Below are 15,142 nucleotides of genomic sequence, written 5' to 3' on the forward strand. Positions count from 1 at the left end.
GTCTCGTGACGCGTCCTGCGGACGCTCCTCGACCTACGGAAGCGGGTCGGGCGGCAGCAGCGCCTCGACGAGCTCGGCCGCCCGCGCCGCTCCCCCGAGCGACTCGAGGTCCGCGGCGATCTGCCGCGCCCGCTCACGGAACACCGGCTCCGTGATCACCCGTCGCACGGCGTCCCTGAGCCGGATGGGTCGTGGCCGCCCCGTGCGGAGGTCCACCCCCGCCCCCGACCAGGCGACCCGTGCGGCGATCTCGGGCTTGTCGAGCGTGCCCCCGGCCACCACCAGCGGCACACCGGCCGCCAGCATCTCCAGCACGCCACCCCATCCGCCGTTCGTGACGCCGACCGTGACGTGGGGCAGCACGGCGGCGAACGGCAGGTAGTCGACGAGCCGGGCGTTCGGCGGCACCTGGTCGCCGACATCCCTCCCCGCCGTCGTGCCGATCACCCGCAGCTGGTCGATGGCGAGCCCGTCGAGCGCCGGCTGCAGCAGGTCGGCGGGGTCGGTGTCGAACAGGCCCTGGGTCACGAACACCACCGGCCGCGGCTCGTCGGCCAGCGTCTCGGCCCAGAGCGGCGGCGGGCCGAGACGCTCGACCTGCGGCCGCAGCTGGCCGACGAACTCGACGGCCTCCGGCAGGTCGCTGCGCGGAAACTCGAGCAGCGCGGAGCCGGTGGCGATGACGAGCTGCGGCGAGTAGATGGCGTCGCCGAAGGGGCGCCCGGGGCCGAGCCCGACCTGCGCCCGCACCGCGCGGTACGCACGCTCGGTGCGGTCCGCCTGCAGCGGCAGCATCGCGCGCAGCAGTCGGTCGCGCAGCCTGCCGACCAGCCCGGTGCCTGGCTGCAGCGCCAGCCCCGGCGGCGGGAGGTCCTTGCTGCGCATCGTGAGCGGCACGAGCGCCACCGTGGCCCACGGCAGCCCCAGGAGCTCGGCCGCGAGCCCCGAGCCGACCGACATCGCATCGCCGACGATCAGGTCGAACGGATGCCGGGCGTGCGCCTGCAGGATGTCGTCGACCTGTCCGCGCGCGGTGTCGAGATAGAGATCGTGGAGACCGGTGAACGCACCGCGCGGGCCCAGATGGCCGACCTCGTGCGTCGACGCGGCGATGTCGCGCTCGTCGAAGTCCTTCGCGTCACTCCACTGCACCACCTCGCACCCGAGCTGATCGAACGCATCCGCGTGATGCGCCCCCGTGTAGGCGGTGACGTAGTGCTCACGGTCGAGGAGCGCGGCGGCGACCGCCGTCATCGGGCGGACGTGACCTGCGAACGGCAGCGCAGTCACGAGCAGGTGTGCCACGGCGCCACGGTAGCCGTCTCTGGACAAACCTTGAGAAGACTTATAGAACACTGTTATTGTTCTTGAGTGTCCCGCCCTCTGCAGCTGGCACTGGGCATCGCGGCCGTCGTGATCGGCCTCGGGCTCAGTGCGCTGATCGCGCTCATCTGGCTGCCGTGCGTCGGGGCGCAGATGCCGCTCGACCCGCTCGTCGCCTCCGAGTGCGCCGCCGTCTCGAGCGGCTCGAACACCGGCTGGATCGGCCTGCTGCTGTGGCCGGTGGCGCTGGCCGTGGCCGGCTTCGCAGCCGTGCGGATCCTCTCGCGCGGCTCGGGCGTGATCTCCTACGCCATCGTCATCCTGCTGGCGGTGGTGACCTTCCTGGCGAACCCCCTGCCGGAGTACTGGCTGCTCAACCTCTCGGCGCAGTCGTGGGACGAGCCGCCCGGCACCGGGGCGCTCACCGCCACGACGTTCGTGCTCGCCGGCGTGGTGCTGCTCGCGACGTCGGCGCGGGAGGTGCGCTCCTCGGTCGAGTGAGGCGGCGGAGGCGGTGGGCCGCGCGGCATCGTCTGGCACGATGCGGGGGTGGCTACTCCAGCGAGCGACGAGCGCCGACTGCGCGACATCGTCGCGATGCGCCGTGTGCGCGACCGCATCGACCGCGACTTCGAGCAGCCGCTCAACGTCGAGGCGCTCGCGCACGGCGCGCACATGTCGGCTGGCCAGCTGAGCCGCGAGTTCCAGCGCATCTATGGGGAGTCGCCTTACGCCTACCTCATGACCCGCCGCATCGAGCGGGCGATGACGCTGCTGCGCCGTGGCGACCTCAGCGTCACCGAGGTCTGCTTCGCCGTCGGCTATGCGTCGCTGGGCACCTTCAGCACCCGCTTCAGCGAGCTCGTCGGCGTGCCGCCGAGCGAGTACCGGCGCGATCACTCCCAGGCCGCCGCGGGCATCCCCGCGTGCCTCGCGCGGCAGGTGACCAGACCCATCCGCTGACCCGTGTCGGCCGGGCGGCCGGATCGCTAGTCCTGGTCGCGCGCTCGGTCGAGCGCCCGCAACCGGCTTCCTGCCAGGAAGATGATCAGCAGCGGCCCGAAGATCGCGAAGGCGCTGGAGTCGGGCGGCCAGGACACGGCGATGTAGACCACCATCGCCAGCGTCAGCACGATGCCCACGATCAGCAGCGCCCACTGCGCGCCGCGGCTGTCGTGCAAGCGATCCATGCCGCCACCGTAGCGGGCCGGTCGGGATGCGCTGCGCCGATCGGTCAGGATCGGAGAAGCGCCGCGGGGCCGCGCGCGCATAGCGTTGCCGACATGGACATCAGCATTCACTACGCGTTCCTCCCCCACACCGACGGCGAGGCGGCGCTCGGCTTCTACCGCGACATCCTGGGCTTCGAGGTGCAGCAGGATGTCGGCTACCAGGACATGCGCTGGATCACCGTGGCCCCGGCCGGCTCCCCCACCGCGATCGTGCTGCACCCGCCGGTCGCCGACCCCGGCGTCACCGACGCGGAGCGCGCCGTCGTGCTCGACCTCATGGCGAAGGGCGTCTACACGGCCGTGACGCTCGCGACCGACGACCTCGACGGGCTCTTCGAGCGCGTGCAGGCCGGCGGTGCCGACGTCGTGCAGGAGCCGACCGACCAGGACTACGGCGTGCGCGACTGCGCGTTCCGTGACCCGGCCGGCAACCTCATCCGCATCAACCAGCGCGTCGCGGCATAGCGTCGCCGCCCGTCACCGCGAGGGCATAGCGACGAGTGCCACGATGGAGGGGTGCCCCCGACGGAAGCTCCGACATCGCCAGCGGGCATCGACCCGTGGGTGCTCGAGGCCGAGCGAACCGCGCAGTCGCCCGGCTTCCGCCGCCCGTCGTTCGGCCCGGTGCCGCGTGGCCGGATCTACCTGCTGGGCGTGCTCTCCGCACTGCGGGCCGTCGGGCTCGTGCTGGTCGCCGAGGCGGTCGCGCGCGGCATCGCGGCGCTGGCCGACGGCGACCTGACGCCTGAGACGACGCGGCTCGTCGTCGTCCTCGGCATCCTTGGAGCGCTGCTGCGCTCCGGAGGCGAGTGGGGCACCTCGGTCGTCGCACGCCGGGTCGCCACCGACGTGAAGCGCGGCATCCGCGGCAGGCTGTGGCGGCGCATCGCCGCCGGGGACGCGGCCGGGGGCGGCACGGCGGTGCTCGCCGCCGACGGGCTCGACGACCTCGACGACTACTACGTGCAGTCGCTGCCCGCCGTGATCGCGGCCGCCGTCGTGCCACTGCTCGTGGGGCTGCGGGTGCTGAGCGCCGACTGGCTCAGCGCCGTCATCATCGTACTGACCGTGCCGCTCATCCCCTTCTTCATGGTGCTGATCGGCAAGCACACCCAGCAGCGCACCGATGCCGCGCTCGGCGCCCTCACCCGACTCGCCGACCACCTCGCGGAGCTCGCGCGGGGCCTGCCGGTGCTCGTGGGCCTTGGCCGCGTCGAGGAACAGGCGAAGGCGCTCGAGCAGCTGCAGCGCGGCTATCGCGAGCGCACGCAGGAGACGCTGCGCTGGGCCTTCCTCTCGGCGCTCGCGCTCGAGCTCATCGCCACCATCTCGGTGGCGATCGTCGCGGTCTTCCTCGGGCTGCGGCTGCTGCACGGCACGATGGAGCTCGAGCCGGCCCTGCTCGCACTGATCCTCGCGCCGGAGGCCTACTCGGCCATACGCCAGGTCGGCACCGCGTTCCACGCCTCGCAGGATGGCCTCTCCGCCCTCGACCGCTCGCAGGCGATGCTCGATCGCGCGGTGCCGGATGACGTGCGATCAACTCCCCCGCTGGCTGAGGTGCGCGCCGGCGAAGCCGGACCGGGGCCCGCGACGGGCCCCGGCGCTGGCGTCGCGGTGGAGGTCCGAAAGGACCTCCACCCTCAGCTCCAGCGCGCGCATCTCGAAGCCCCCGTCACGCGCCACATCCACCTCCACGCGCTCTCCGTCCGCTACGCCGGCCGCGACGCCGCCACGCTCGACGACGTCACCGCCGAGCTCACGGGCATCGTCTCGATCGCCGGGCCCTCGGGAGCCGGCAAGTCGACGCTGCTGGCCGCGCTCACGGGCACCCTGCCAGGCGACGCCGAGGTCAGCGGGCGCATCACGGGGGTCGATGCGGATGCGGTCGGCTGGGCCCCGCAGGCACCTCGCGCGTTCGCGGGGACGCCGCGCGAGGAGCTCGCGCTCTATGGCGCTGACCCGCTGCCTGCGCTCGCGGAGCTCGGCCTGACGCACGTCGCCGACAGCGCGGTGCCGGAGCTCAGCCCCGGCGAGCAGCGGCGCCTCGCAGTCGCCCGGGCGCTCGCGCGCGTGGACGCGGGGTGGGGTCCGGATGGGCCGGGTGCCTCGAGCGAGACCGGGGCAGCCGGGGCCGCAGTCGTCCGGCTGCTCGTGCTCGACGAGCCCACCGCCCACCTCGACCGCGACTCGGCGCAGCGCGTGCGCGCCGCGATCCTGCGCCGCGCGGATCGCGCCGTGATCGTGCTGGCGAGCCACGAGCCCGAGACGACCGCGCTCGCGACCGCGACGATCACGGTCGGCGCCCTCACGCATCCGACCTCGACTGCCGCCGCCGCGCCATCCGCCGACACGGCCGCCGTGCCGGTCGCGGAGCCAGCCACCCCGCCGGTCGAGGAGCGCGCCGGCGCAGCCACCCCGCCGGTCGCCGAGCGCGCCGGCGCACCCCTCCCGCCGGTCGAGGAGCGCGCCGGCGCAGCCGGCTCGCGTCACGAGACCACCGCCACGGCCCCGCCCGTCGCACCCAGCCGCATCCGCCGCCTCACCGTGCGCTCCCTCATCCGCCCCCACCTGGCCAGCTGGGTCGGCGCCATCGCGCTCGCCGCGATCGCCGTCGCCATGGGCCTGGCGCTCACCGCGGTCTCGGGCTGGCTGATCGTGAGGGCGACGATCGAGGAGCACATCATGGTGCTCATGGTCGCCATCGTGGGCGTGCGAGCGTTCGGGATCTTCCGCTCCGTCGGACGCTACGCCGAGCGCCTGCTCACGCACCATGCGGCGTTCAAGGTCGTCGACGCCCTGCGCCTGCGGCTGTGGCGCTCGATCGCCGCGCGCGGTGCGGGCTCGCGCAGGCTGCTCGAGGGCGGTGCGCCGCTCGACTACCTCGTGACGCTCGCCGACGACCTGCGCGACCAGCTGCCGCGCGTGCTGCCGCCGATCGGCGTCGGCATCCTGGTGATCGTCGGCGCCGTGGTCACGACCGCCTTCGTGGCGCCGCAGCTCACGCTGGCGGTTGCGGTGACGCTCGTCGTCGCGACCGCGCTCGCTGCCACCCTCGCGATCGTGTCGGAGCGCGGCGCTGCTGCCGCTCGCACGGCTGCGCGCTCGGACATCGTGCGCGGCACCGCAGCGCTGGCCGACTCGGCAGCCGACCTGCGAGGCAACGGGGTCGCCGGCGCCGCGCTCTCCCGCCTCGACGCCGCGGCCGAGCGTCTCGCGGCCGCCGAGCGTCGCGCCGCCTGGTCCGCGGGCCTCGGCACGGCGATCGTCACCGCTTCCGCCACGCTGCTCGCCGTGCTCGTGCCCGTGCTCGCGCCCGAGCTCGCCGCCGAGGGCGCAGCCGTCATGGCGCTGCTCTCGCTCGCGCTCATCGAGCCGCTCGCCGACCTGGTCGCCGGCGCCCACCGCGTGCCCGCGATGCGCTCGGTGCTGCGCAGCCTCGCGCCGGTGCTGCGCCCGGCACCGCAGCCCGTGTGGGGCGACGCGACCCCCGCATCCCCCATCAGCGCCGTCGAGCTCGACGGCGTCGCGGTGCGCTACCCCGGCGTCGACCGCCCGGCGGTCGCGGAGGTGTCGGGGCGAGCGGATGGCGGCAGCTGGCTCGTGCTCGACGGCCCCTCGGGCTCGGGCAAGTCGACGCTGCTCTCCGCGATCATGGGCGCGCTCCCCCTTGAGCGAGGCGCCATCTTCACTCACCCCGCGCCTCACCCCGCGCCCGCCCCCGCCCCCGCGCCCCACCCCGCGCCCGCAGAGATGTGGCGATCGGCTGCTTCGGCCGCGTCTAAGGAGCAGATCGCCACAACTCTGTCGAGCGCATCGGTCGGCGTGCCCCTCACCGAGCTCGACGAGCGCGCGTGGAAGTCGCGCGTCGCCTGGTGCCCGCAGGACGCCTACGTGTTCGACTCGACGCTGCGCGGCAACCTGCTGCTCGCCCGCTCGCGGGCCGACGCCCCCGATGAGGCGACGTTGCGCGACGCGCTCGAGCAGGCGGGGCTCGGCACGCTGCTCGCCACGCTCGCCGACGGCCTCGACACCCGCGTCGGCGCCGGCGGCTCTGCACTCTCGGGCGGTGAGCGCCAGCGGCTCGCGGTCGCCCGTGCCCTGCTCACGCGCGCAGACCTCATCCTGCTCGACGAGCCGACCGCCCACCTCGACGCCCCCACCGCATCCGCCATGATGGCCGACGTGCGGGCCGCGACCGCCGATCGCGTGGTCGTGCTCGTCTCGCACCGCGCCGCAGACCGCCACTCGAGCGACACGGTCGTGCGCCTCGCCTGAGCAGACCTCGCCCCGAGCAGCGAGCGCGAGCGCCCTACGCGACCAGCCGCTTGAAGCGGTCGCTCCCCCGCGTCGAGCCCGCCGGATCCGCATCCGCCCCGGGCACCCCACTGGCGCCCACTGCCAGGATCGCCCGCGCGAGCACCTCATCGCGCACCTCGCGCCGGGCGTGGTCGTCGGCGAGCATCTCGACGAGCGCGGCCACCTCGGCATCCGCGAGCGCCGCGATCGGGAACCACGGCAGCGCAGAGCGCCAGGCACGGAACGCCAGCAGCAGGATGTCGTGCCGCTGCTCGACATGCGCCCGCTCGTGCGCGATGACGGCTACCAGCTCGTCGGCGTCGAGCCGGTCGAGCAGCCCCTGCGAGAGCACCGTCACCGAGCCCGCGCCGCGCGGCAGGCAGTAGGCGACGGGCACCGCGTCGTCGAGCACGCGCGTGCGCGCGCGGGTCGGATGCGGTGCGGTGAGCATGTAGAGCAGGCCAAGGTGGCGTCGGCGCTGGCGGGTGACCTGCACGATCGTCACCGCCAGGTGCACGAGCAGGTAGGCCGCGAGCACCGCGGCGGGCACGAGCGCCACCAGGGGCTGGCCGGGCGCGATCGCGAGCCCGATGAGTGCGAGCGCGCCGATCATCGACAGCCCGCCGGCGAGGCCCACGCCCTGCCACAGCAGCAGCGCGACGACCGGCGCGCGCATCGGCCATGCGGCGCGCGAGAGCCAGATCGGCACCGGCCACGCGAGCAGCACGGCGACGAGCCCGAGCATGACCGCCGCCCAGACGATCACGCCGTGCGGGATCACGAGCACGCCGCCGAGCTCGGTCGCGGCACGCCCGCCGACGGCCATCGCAGCAGCCACCGAGAGCACGCGCACGCCTGCGATCAGCTCGCGCCGCGCAGCAGCTGGCGCAGGATCGCGGCATCCTCGTCCGAGACGCTGCCGACGAAGCGCTCGAGCACCGCAGAGCGATCCCGCGACTCCCCCAGCACCTCGTGCATGAGCTCGGCCACGTGGTCGGCGCGTGAGGCGACCGCCGCGTAGCGATAGGGGCGAACGGCACGGTCAGAGGCGACGAAGCCCTTCTTCTCGAGCCGCGAGAGCACCGTCAGCAGCGTCGTCGCCGCGAGCGTGCGCCCGGCCGCCTCGAGGGAGGCCTGCACGTCGTAGGCGGTCAGCGGCATCGGCGCATCCCAGACGGCATCCATCACCGTGCGCTCCAGCTCGCCCAGCGTGCTCATGCTCTGCCTCCTGCGCCCGTGCCGCGCCGAGCGCGACGGGACGGTTCCCGCGGGCGCGACTCGCCCATCCGTCACCCGATCCTACCGCGCGTTCTACTGCGCGTCGAAGTTCTTCTATGCACTGTCGAACTAGTTCTACGTTGTGTAGAATTGCGACTGGCGGCCCCCACCGCCCGAAGCCCGCCCGAAGCCGCAAGGAGTCCCTCGTGGAAGCTCTCGACATCGCCAGATGGCAGTTCGGCATCACGACCGTCTACCACTTCTTGCTCGTGCCCCTCACGCTCGGGCTCGGCATGAGCATCGCCATCATGCAGTCGCTCTGGGTGCGCACGGGTGACGAGAAGTACCTGCGCATGGTCAAGTTCTGGGGCAAGCTCTACCTGATCAACTTCATCCTGGGCGTGGCAACGGGCCTCGTGCAGGAGTTCCAGTTCGGCATGGCCTGGAGCGAGTACTCCCGCTTCGTCGGCGACGTCTTCGGCGCCCCGCTCGCGCTCGAGGGGCTGCTGGCGTTCTTCGCCGAGTCGACCTTCCTCGGCATCTGGATCTTCGGCTGGGGCCGGCTGCGCAAGGGCCTGCACCTCATGGCCCTCTGGTGCGCCGTGATCGGCTCGTGGTTCTCGGCCTACTTCATCATCGTCGCCAACTCGTGGATGCAGCACCCGGTCGGCGTCGAGCTCGTCGACGGCCGCCCGGTGATGATCGACATCTGGGCGGTGCTGACGAACAACACCGCCATCGCGGCCTTCACGCACACGATCTTCGGTGCGCTGATCGTGGCCGGCATGTTCCTCATCGGCATCAGCTGGTACCACCTGTGGCGGCGGCGCCACGACGGCATCGACACCGTGGCGCCCATCCCCGCCGGCGAGCGCCGCACGGGACTCCTCGGACGACTGACGGATGCGCGCACGCGCGTCGTCGTCGGCGAGGCACCCAGCGTCGTCGGTCGCGACACGAAGGACCACAGCGTGTGGATCTGGTCGCTGCGCTTCGGCGCGGTGATGGCGATCGTCGCCTTCGGTGGCACGGCGCTCACGGGCGACTGGCAGGGCAAGCTCATGTACGAGCAGCAGCCCATGAAGATGGCCTCCGCGGAGGCCGCCTGCCACACCGGCTCGTCGTTCTCGATCCTCTCGCTCGGCGACCCCGGCAGCACCGACTGCAGCGAGGTCATCACGCTCATCGAGATCCCCGGGCTGCTGGGCTTCCTCGGCACGGGCGAGTGGGGCGCCGACATGCCCGGCATCTCCGACCTCGAGCCGCAGTACGTCGACCAGTACGGCGAGACGATCCCCGACGAGGCCATCTACGGCTCCTTCGCCGGCAGCGAGGTGCAGTACGTGCCGCCGATGTGGGTCACCTACTGGGGCTTCCGCCTCATGATCGGCCTGGGCGGCATCACCGCCTTCGGCGCGCTCGTGGCGCTGTGGCTCACCCGCAGCGGCACCGTGCCGCGGTCGCCGTGGATCATGCGCCTCGCGATCCTCGGCATCCTCGCCCCCTTCGCCGGCAACATCGCCGGCTGGATCTTCACCGAGATCGGGCGGCAGCCGTTCGTCGTCGCGCCCAACCCCGACCCATCCGGCATCGACGGCGTGTTCATGTTCACGGCCGCCGCCGTCTCCCCGGGCGTCACCGCGGGCGAGATGCTCTTCTCCGTCATCGCGCTCGCGAGCGTCTACGCCGCGCTCATGGTGGTCGAGCTGTTCCTGCTCGTGAAGTACGTGCGGGGCGGCGTCGCCAGCGCCATGCCGGAGCTCGATCCGCACCACGGGAAGCACGACGACGACGCCGACCCCGGGGGCGGTCGCGACGACGTCCTCTCCTTCGCCTACTGACCCGCGCCATCTACTGACCCGCGCCACCCACCGCCCGCCGAGACTGCTCAGGAGCCATCATGGAACCGCTCGCCATCACCTGGTTCGTCATCATCGCCGTGCTGTGGATCGGATTCATCCTGCTCGAGGGATTCGACCTCGGCGTGGGGATGCGGATGCTGTTCGCGTCACGCGATGAGCGCGAGCGCCGCGTCATGCTCAACACCATCGGGCCTGTCTGGGACGGCAACGAGGTGTGGCTGATCACCGCGGGGGCCGGCACCTTCGCCGCCTTCCCGGAGTGGTACGCATCCCTCTTCTCCACCCTCTACCTGCCGCTCACGGTCACGCTGCTCGGCCTGATCATGCGCGCCGTCTCGATCGAGTGGCGCGGCAAGGTGCACACGGCGCGCTGGCGAGCGGTGTGGACGGCGGGCATCGGGCTCGGCTCGCTCGTCGCCGCCTTCTGCATCGGCGCGATGCTCGCGCTCACCTCGCTCGGCCTGCCCATCGACGGCAACGGCGACCGCGTCGGCGGGCCCTTCGTCTGGCTCGGCGCGCCCGCGATCCTCGGCGGGCTCGCGGTGGTCGGCTTCTCGCTCGCGCACTCGGCGACCTTCCTGGCGCTGAAGGCCGACGGACCGGTGCGCGAGCGCTCGGCGAGGTTCGCCGCGACGTGGGCGCCGCTCTGGCTCGTGCCCGCGGCGGCCTGGGCGCTCTGGGTGCAGCTCGAGCACGGCGGCAATGCGCTGTCGTGGACGCTCGTCGGGCTGGCCGTCGTGGCCGCCGCGTTCGGCTGGCTGCAGGCGCGTCGCCGCAAGGGGGGCCTCGCGTTCACCGGCTACGCGGCCTTCGGCCTGTTCGGCGTCGCCGCGATCTTCGCGGGGCTCTTCCCGCGCGTGCTGCCCTCGACCCTCGACCCCGCGTTCGACCTCACCCTCTCGAACGCCTCGAGCAGCCCCTACACGCTCGGCGTCATGACGGTGATCACGGCCATCAGCCTGCCGGTCATCCTCGGCTACCAGGCGTGGAGCTACTGGGTCTTCCGCAAGCGCGTCACGCCCGGCATGATCCCCGACGCGCACATCGTGCTGCCGGCGATCCTGCGCGACAAGGATGCGACGGCGCCGCGCTCCTGAGCCGGGGCAGAAGTACCCATAGGCGCCGCATCACCCCCGACCTAGCCTGGCGCTGCGATCGGCATCGACCGCACCGCACAGACCCCCTTGGGAGCACTCGTGAGCGACGCAGATCCGACCGCTACATCCATGCCGACGCCAGCCCCAGGCACCGGCCCGTCGCGGCGCACCGTGCTGCTCGGCGCGGCGGGGGCAGCCGCAACGGCGCTCATCGCTGACGTCTCCGGCCTCGCCCAGGGCATCACCGGCGGCGGCGCGCCCGCACAGGCTGCAGGCCAGCCGGTCGAGCCACGCCACGGCGCCGGCGAGTGGACCGAGGAGCCAGAGCAGTCCGGCCTCAGCCAGTCCTCGACGGCCGTCATCGGCGACATCGCCGCCCTGCCGCTGGACCGGAGCCTCTGATGGGCTCGCGGGAGGGCATGCTCAACCAGATGCGCGCGCTCATCGGCCTGGGCGAATACCCGCCGGGCTCGAACAGGAACAAGGTCACCGCCTGGTACGTGATGGTCGGCCCATGGTGCGACATGGCCATCACCTACGCGGCAGCGCACTCCGACAACCTCGCCGCCGTGGGCGGCCGCTACGCCTACACGGTGTGGCACGCGCAGAAGTTCCAGTCGATGGGCCGCTGGCACTCCGGCACCGGCGGCATCCGCTCTGGCGACATCATCTTCTTCGACTGGTCGGGCAGCCGTCGGGTGAGTGCGATCGACCATGTCGGCATCGTCGAGGCCGTGCACTCCGACGGCACGATCACGACCATCGAGGGCAACACCTCCGACGTCTGCATGCGCCGCAAGCGCACCGGCGCCTATGTGGTCGGCTACGGCCGCCCGGCCTACGGCACCGGCGGCTCCCCCATGCCCCCGAACGACGGCATGCTGCGGCGCGGCTCCACCGGCACTGCCGTGCGCACGCTGCAGGGCAACCTCAACACGGTGATGCGCTCGGGCCTGGCCGTCGACGGGCAGTTCGGGTCGAAGACGGATGCGGCGGTGCGGTCATTCCAGCAGCGCTACGGTCTCGCCGTCGACGGCGTGTACGGGCCGGCGTCTGCGGCCACGATGCGCGCGGCGCTCAAGGGCGGCTCCACGCCTCCCGCTCCGACGCCCAGACCTCCCGCCCCGGCACCACTGGTGGTCGACGGCTCCTACGGGCCGAAGACCTGCGCTGCCCTGCAGCGCGCCCTCAACCGCCGCGGTGCATCGCTCGTGGTCGACGGCTCGTTCGGCCCGCTCACGAAGAGGGCGCTCCAGCGCTATCTCGGCGTCACGGCCGACGGCTCCATCGGGCCGATCACCGTGAAGGCGCTGCAGCGCCACATCGGCGCGGTGCGCGACGGCAGCTGGGGGCGGGCGACGACGACCGCCCTGCAGCGCAAGCTCAACGCCGGCAGCTTCTGATCCGCGAGACGTGAGCGCCCGCGGGCACTCTTGCGCGCACGCGGCGCATCCGCAATACTTTGCCTTGTGGCTAACCAACTGATCGAGCTGGATGCGGTGCTCGGCGCCCTCGCCGACCCCACCCGCAGGCAGGTGATCGCGCGACTGGGGCAGCGGCCGATGAGCGTCGGCGAGCTCGCCCAGCCGTTCCCGATCACGCTGCCCTCCTTCATGAAGCACGTGCGAGCGCTCGAGGCATCCGGCCTGATCCGCACGGCGAAAGCGGGTCGCGTGCGCACCTGCACGCTCAACCGCGAGCGGCTGGCACTCGTCGACGACTGGCTTGACGAGCAGCGACGCAGCTGGGTGGCCGCCACCGACCGCCTCGAGCATCTCGTCACCCACCAGGAGGAAGCACCATGACCATCAGCGACCAGAGCCAGATCGACCCGCGCCAGATCGACCCGGCGCTCGACCTCACCATCCAGCGCATCATCCGCGCGCCGCGGCGCACCGTCTGGAACGCCTGGACCGACCCGTCGCTGCTGGCGCAGTGGTGGGTGCCGGCGCCGACGATCGCGCGCGTCGACCGGCTCGAGGTGCGACCGGGCGGCGGATTCGTCACGCAGATGAGCGACGACGGCGAGGCGTTCGTGCCGCACACCGACGGCATCTTCCTGGTCGTCGAGCAGGGGCAGCGGCTCGTCTTCACCAACGCGATCAGGAGCTCGTGGCACCCCGCCGAGCCGGCGCCGGTCGCGATGACGGCGGAGATCCTGCTCGGCGAGCACGCCGAGGGCACCGACTACCGCGTGATCGTGCGGCATCGGGCACCTGCCGACCGCGAGCAGCACGAGCAGCTGGGGTTCTTCGAGGGCTGGGGCGCAGTCACCGAGGCGCTCGCCACGCTCGCCGAGGCGTCCGAGCGCGGATAGCCTGGCCGCATGATCCGCCACACAGTCGCCTTCACCCTGGCCCACGCATCCGGCTCAGAGCAGGAGCACGACTTCTTGACCGCCGGGCCCGCAGTGCTGCGCGCAATCCCCGGCGTCGAGGAGTTCACCGTCAGCCGGCAGACGAGCGAGCAGAGCGGCTACGCGTTCCAGTTCGCGATGACCTTCGCCGATGCGACGGCCTACGCCGCCTACGACGCGCACCCTGACCACCGGGAGTTCGTCGCCAGCCGATGGGCGAACGAGGTCGTGGCATTCGAGGAGCTCGACTTCGCGCCCTACCCCTGAGCCGTCCTGCAGCATGCCGAAAGCCCCGCCGAAGCGGGGCTTTCGTGTGGTGGACCCGAGGGGATTCGAACCCCTGACCTCCTCGATGCGAACGAGGCGCGCTACCAACTGCGCCACGGGCCCGGACCGAGCAAGAGTATCGGACAACTCGGGGCGGCACGAAATCGATGCCCTTCGACACGCTCAGCACCTCCGGACGCGGAGCGGCTCAGGGAGCCCTGGCCGGCCCCTGAGCCGGTGCGCGCCGCAGGCGCACGCCGCGTCGAAGCGTCAGCCCACGCGGCGCAGGAACGCCTCGTGCACGTCGACACCCGAGAGCTCCTCGTCGACCATGCCCATCGAGGCGAACCTCGAGCCGGCCCGCGCGGCCGGAGCGGACCGCTCGGTGCGCGCGCCGATGCGGTGCTCGTCGGGTGCGGTCTCGATCGGTGCCTCGCTGCGCGAGACCTCGAGCGCCTGCGCTGCCGCCAGCGCGCTGTCGTGCTGCACGGCGACGCCGACCGGCACCTCGCGGACCGGCAGCGCCGGCTGCGTCGGGGCGAGGCGGCGCTCCTGGTCGGTGAGCGAGGCCTCGTCGTCGCCGCCGATGATGTCCTCGAAGCTCGGCTCCAGCGCCGACACCCGCGCGATCGGCCCCGAGAGCGCGCGGCGGTCCTCGGCGAGCTGGGCGCGCGCCCGCGCGAGCAGGTCGTCGCTCGGGTGGCGCTCCGGGCTGTACTGCGCGCGCAGCCGCTGCTCGGGCAGCGACTGCGGCGTCCAGGCGCGAGACGCCAGCACCTCCTCGGTGCGCAGCGTCTGCCTCGCGACGATCTGCTCTGCCATCCGCGTCTCGGTCGCGACGGCCTCGGCAGCGACCTCGCGCGCCTCGACCAGATCCTTGACGCGCGGCGCCGTCGCGGCCGCGACCTTGCGCATCCGCGTCGACGACCCGTTCACGGCCACGAGCCCCACGACGCCGAGCACGGCCACCGCGGCGCCCAGGGCCAGCAGCACCTGCAGGCCGGGCACGAGCGTGCCGGCGACGACCGCCACGATGCCCAGCACCACGAGCGCGAAGCACGCCAGCCGCGTGCGGCGCAGGCGCTGCGAGCGCGAGACGCTCGACTTCACCGCGGCGCGCACCTCGCGCTCCACCGCCTTGATCTGGTCGTCGAGCTCGCGGGCACGGGCGACGGCCTTCGCGTGCTCCATCGCCTGCTTGAGGCGCGCCTCCTTGGCGACGGCCTTCTGCTGCACCGCGATCGTGCGCGCGTCGGCCTCGAGGCGCACCTCCTCGGGCGCTTCGGCCGACTCGGCCATGATGCGGAGCGTCTGCTGCAGCCGGATCGCGTTGCGCTCGGTCGCCAGGTACTCGCGCTTGCGGGTCCAGACCGGCACCAGGTAGGCGACCCAGAGCACGACGGCGACGATGAGGACGAGTGACGTCCCGAGACCTGCGAACTCTGGCATGCCCTGCACGGTAGTGGCGGCAGCACGTCGATCACGGAG

The 15,142-nt window shown here is 72.7% G+C and carries 16 protein-coding genes and 1 tRNA gene; 11 read left to right on the forward strand and 6 right to left on the reverse strand.

Going from position 1 to position 15,142, the window contains the following annotated elements:
• Positions 1–33: 33 nt before the first annotated feature.
• Positions 34–1,305 (reverse strand): glycosyltransferase, encoded by a 1,272-nt coding sequence (locus MKD51_RS15390; RefSeq protein WP_240241371.1) that lies wholly within the window; start codon positions 1,303–1,305, stop codon positions 34–36.
• A gap of 66 nt (positions 1,306–1,371) precedes the next feature.
• On the opposite strand from MKD51_RS15390, the gene MKD51_RS15395 reads away from it, so the two are divergent.
• Together MKD51_RS15395 and MKD51_RS15400 are read left to right on the forward strand one after the other, a co-directional pair.
• Complete coding sequence (locus MKD51_RS15395; protein WP_240241372.1) at positions 1,372–1,824, forward strand: hypothetical protein; 453 nt, start codon at positions 1,372–1,374, stop codon at positions 1,822–1,824.
• 96 nt (positions 1,825–1,920) lie between these two features.
• Positions 1,921–2,286: a helix-turn-helix transcriptional regulator gene (locus MKD51_RS15400; RefSeq protein ID WP_240241478.1), complete on the forward strand. Its 366-nt coding sequence runs from the start codon at positions 1,921–1,923 to the stop codon at positions 2,284–2,286.
• A gap of 26 nt (positions 2,287–2,312) precedes the next feature.
• On the opposite strand, the gene MKD51_RS15405 is transcribed toward MKD51_RS15400, so the two are convergent.
• Positions 2,313–2,513 (reverse strand): hypothetical protein, encoded by a 201-nt coding sequence (locus MKD51_RS15405; protein WP_240241373.1) that lies wholly within the window; start codon positions 2,511–2,513, stop codon positions 2,313–2,315.
• A 93-nt stretch (positions 2,514–2,606) separates the two neighbouring features.
• On the opposite strand from MKD51_RS15405, the gene MKD51_RS15410 reads away from it, so the two are divergent.
• Both MKD51_RS15410 and MKD51_RS15415 read left to right on the forward strand, forming a co-directional pair.
• Positions 2,607–3,020 (forward strand): VOC family protein, encoded by a 414-nt coding sequence (locus MKD51_RS15410; RefSeq protein WP_240241374.1) that lies wholly within the window; start codon positions 2,607–2,609, stop codon positions 3,018–3,020.
• 51 nt (positions 3,021–3,071) lie between these two features.
• On the forward strand, positions 3,072–6,833 hold the full coding sequence (locus tag MKD51_RS15415; protein ID WP_240241375.1) for an ATP-binding cassette domain-containing protein: 3,762 nt from the start codon (positions 3,072–3,074) through the stop codon (positions 6,831–6,833).
• A gap of 34 nt (positions 6,834–6,867) precedes the next feature.
• Here MKD51_RS15415 and MKD51_RS16405 read toward each other — a convergent pair whose 3' ends face one another.
• Together MKD51_RS16405 and MKD51_RS15425 are read right to left on the reverse strand one after the other, a co-directional pair.
• Positions 6,868–7,707: a M56 family metallopeptidase gene (locus MKD51_RS16405; protein ID WP_240241376.1), complete on the reverse strand. Its 840-nt coding sequence runs from the start codon at positions 7,705–7,707 to the stop codon at positions 6,868–6,870.
• Positions 7,708–7,715: 8 nt separating this feature from the next.
• Positions 7,716–8,072, reverse strand: a complete 357-nt coding sequence (locus MKD51_RS15425) for a BlaI/MecI/CopY family transcriptional regulator (protein ID WP_240241377.1) — start codon at positions 8,070–8,072, stop codon at positions 7,716–7,718.
• 206 nt (positions 8,073–8,278) lie between these two features.
• On the opposite strand from MKD51_RS15425, the gene MKD51_RS15430 reads away from it, so the two are divergent.
• The 7 genes from MKD51_RS15430 (at position 8,279) to MKD51_RS15460 (ending at position 13,654) form a co-directional block, all read left to right on the forward strand.
• Positions 8,279–9,913: a cytochrome ubiquinol oxidase subunit I gene (locus tag MKD51_RS15430; protein WP_240241378.1), complete on the forward strand. Its 1,635-nt coding sequence runs from the start codon at positions 8,279–8,281 to the stop codon at positions 9,911–9,913.
• A gap of 59 nt (positions 9,914–9,972) precedes the next feature.
• Entirely contained in the window at positions 9,973–11,031 is a 1,059-nt protein-coding gene (gene cydB, locus MKD51_RS15435; RefSeq protein ID WP_240241379.1) for a cytochrome d ubiquinol oxidase subunit II, read from the forward strand.
• A gap of 99 nt (positions 11,032–11,130) precedes the next feature.
• Positions 11,131–11,433 carry a hypothetical protein gene (locus tag MKD51_RS15440; protein WP_240241380.1) on the forward strand — a complete coding sequence of 101 codons (303 nt, stop codon included), beginning with the start codon at positions 11,131–11,133 and terminating at the stop codon, positions 11,431–11,433.
• The gene (locus MKD51_RS15445; protein ID WP_240241381.1) at positions 11,433–12,434 is read left to right on the forward strand and encodes a peptidoglycan-binding protein; all 1,002 of its coding nucleotides are present in this window, start codon (positions 11,433–11,435) and stop codon (positions 12,432–12,434) included. Before MKD51_RS15440 ends, MKD51_RS15445 begins: the two co-directional genes overlap by 1 nt.
• Positions 12,435–12,500: 66 nt before the next feature.
• Positions 12,501–12,836 (forward strand): metalloregulator ArsR/SmtB family transcription factor, encoded by a 336-nt coding sequence (locus MKD51_RS15450; RefSeq protein WP_240241382.1) that lies wholly within the window; start codon positions 12,501–12,503, stop codon positions 12,834–12,836.
• Positions 12,833–13,348 (forward strand): SRPBCC domain-containing protein, encoded by a 516-nt coding sequence (locus tag MKD51_RS15455; RefSeq protein WP_240241383.1) that lies wholly within the window; start codon positions 12,833–12,835, stop codon positions 13,346–13,348. The genes MKD51_RS15450 and MKD51_RS15455 overlap by 4 nt, the downstream gene beginning before the upstream one ends.
• A gap of 9 nt (positions 13,349–13,357) precedes the next feature.
• Positions 13,358–13,654 carry a Dabb family protein gene (locus MKD51_RS15460; RefSeq protein WP_240241384.1) on the forward strand — a complete coding sequence of 99 codons (297 nt, stop codon included), beginning with the start codon at positions 13,358–13,360 and terminating at the stop codon, positions 13,652–13,654.
• 47 nt (positions 13,655–13,701) lie between these two features.
• Here MKD51_RS15460 and MKD51_RS15465 read toward each other — a convergent pair.
• Both MKD51_RS15465 and MKD51_RS15470 read right to left on the reverse strand, forming a co-directional pair.
• Positions 13,702–13,777 (reverse strand) — tRNA-Ala (locus MKD51_RS15465).
• A 147-nt stretch (positions 13,778–13,924) separates the two neighbouring features.
• Positions 13,925–15,103: a hypothetical protein gene (locus MKD51_RS15470; protein ID WP_240241385.1), complete on the reverse strand. Its 1,179-nt coding sequence runs from the start codon at positions 15,101–15,103 to the stop codon at positions 13,925–13,927.
• Positions 15,104–15,142 lie beyond the last annotated feature (39 nt).

The organism is Agrococcus sp. ARC_14 (assembly GCF_022436485.1).
Taxonomy (GTDB): domain Bacteria; phylum Actinomycetota; class Actinomycetes; order Actinomycetales; family Microbacteriaceae; genus Agrococcus.

What these genes read in the sequence shown, in the direction of transcription:
- MKD51_RS15400 (WP_240241478.1), top strand. Translation starts at nt 1,921, where the DNA reads ATGCGCCGTGTGCGCGACCGCATCGACCGCGACTTCGAGCAGCCGCTC.
- MKD51_RS15405 (WP_240241373.1), bottom strand. Translation starts at nt 2,513, where the DNA reads ATGGATCGCTTGCACGACAGCCGCGGCGCGCAGTGGGCGCTGCTGATC.
- MKD51_RS15410 (WP_240241374.1), top strand. Translation starts at nt 2,607, where the DNA reads ATGGACATCAGCATTCACTACGCGTTCCTCCCCCACACCGACGGCGAG.
- MKD51_RS15425 (WP_240241377.1), bottom strand. Translation starts at nt 8,072, where the DNA reads ATGAGCACGCTGGGCGAGCTGGAGCGCACGGTGATGGATGCCGTCTGG.
- cydB (WP_240241379.1), top strand. Translation starts at nt 9,973, where the DNA reads ATGGAACCGCTCGCCATCACCTGGTTCGTCATCATCGCCGTGCTGTGG.
- MKD51_RS15445 (WP_240241381.1), top strand. Translation starts at nt 11,433, where the DNA reads ATGGGCTCGCGGGAGGGCATGCTCAACCAGATGCGCGCGCTCATCGGC.
- MKD51_RS15455 (WP_240241383.1), top strand. Translation starts at nt 12,833, where the DNA reads ATGACCATCAGCGACCAGAGCCAGATCGACCCGCGCCAGATCGACCCG.
- MKD51_RS15460 (WP_240241384.1), top strand. Translation starts at nt 13,358, where the DNA reads ATGATCCGCCACACAGTCGCCTTCACCCTGGCCCACGCATCCGGCTCA.
- MKD51_RS15470 (WP_240241385.1), bottom strand. Translation starts at nt 15,103, where the DNA reads ATGCCAGAGTTCGCAGGTCTCGGGACGTCACTCGTCCTCATCGTCGCC.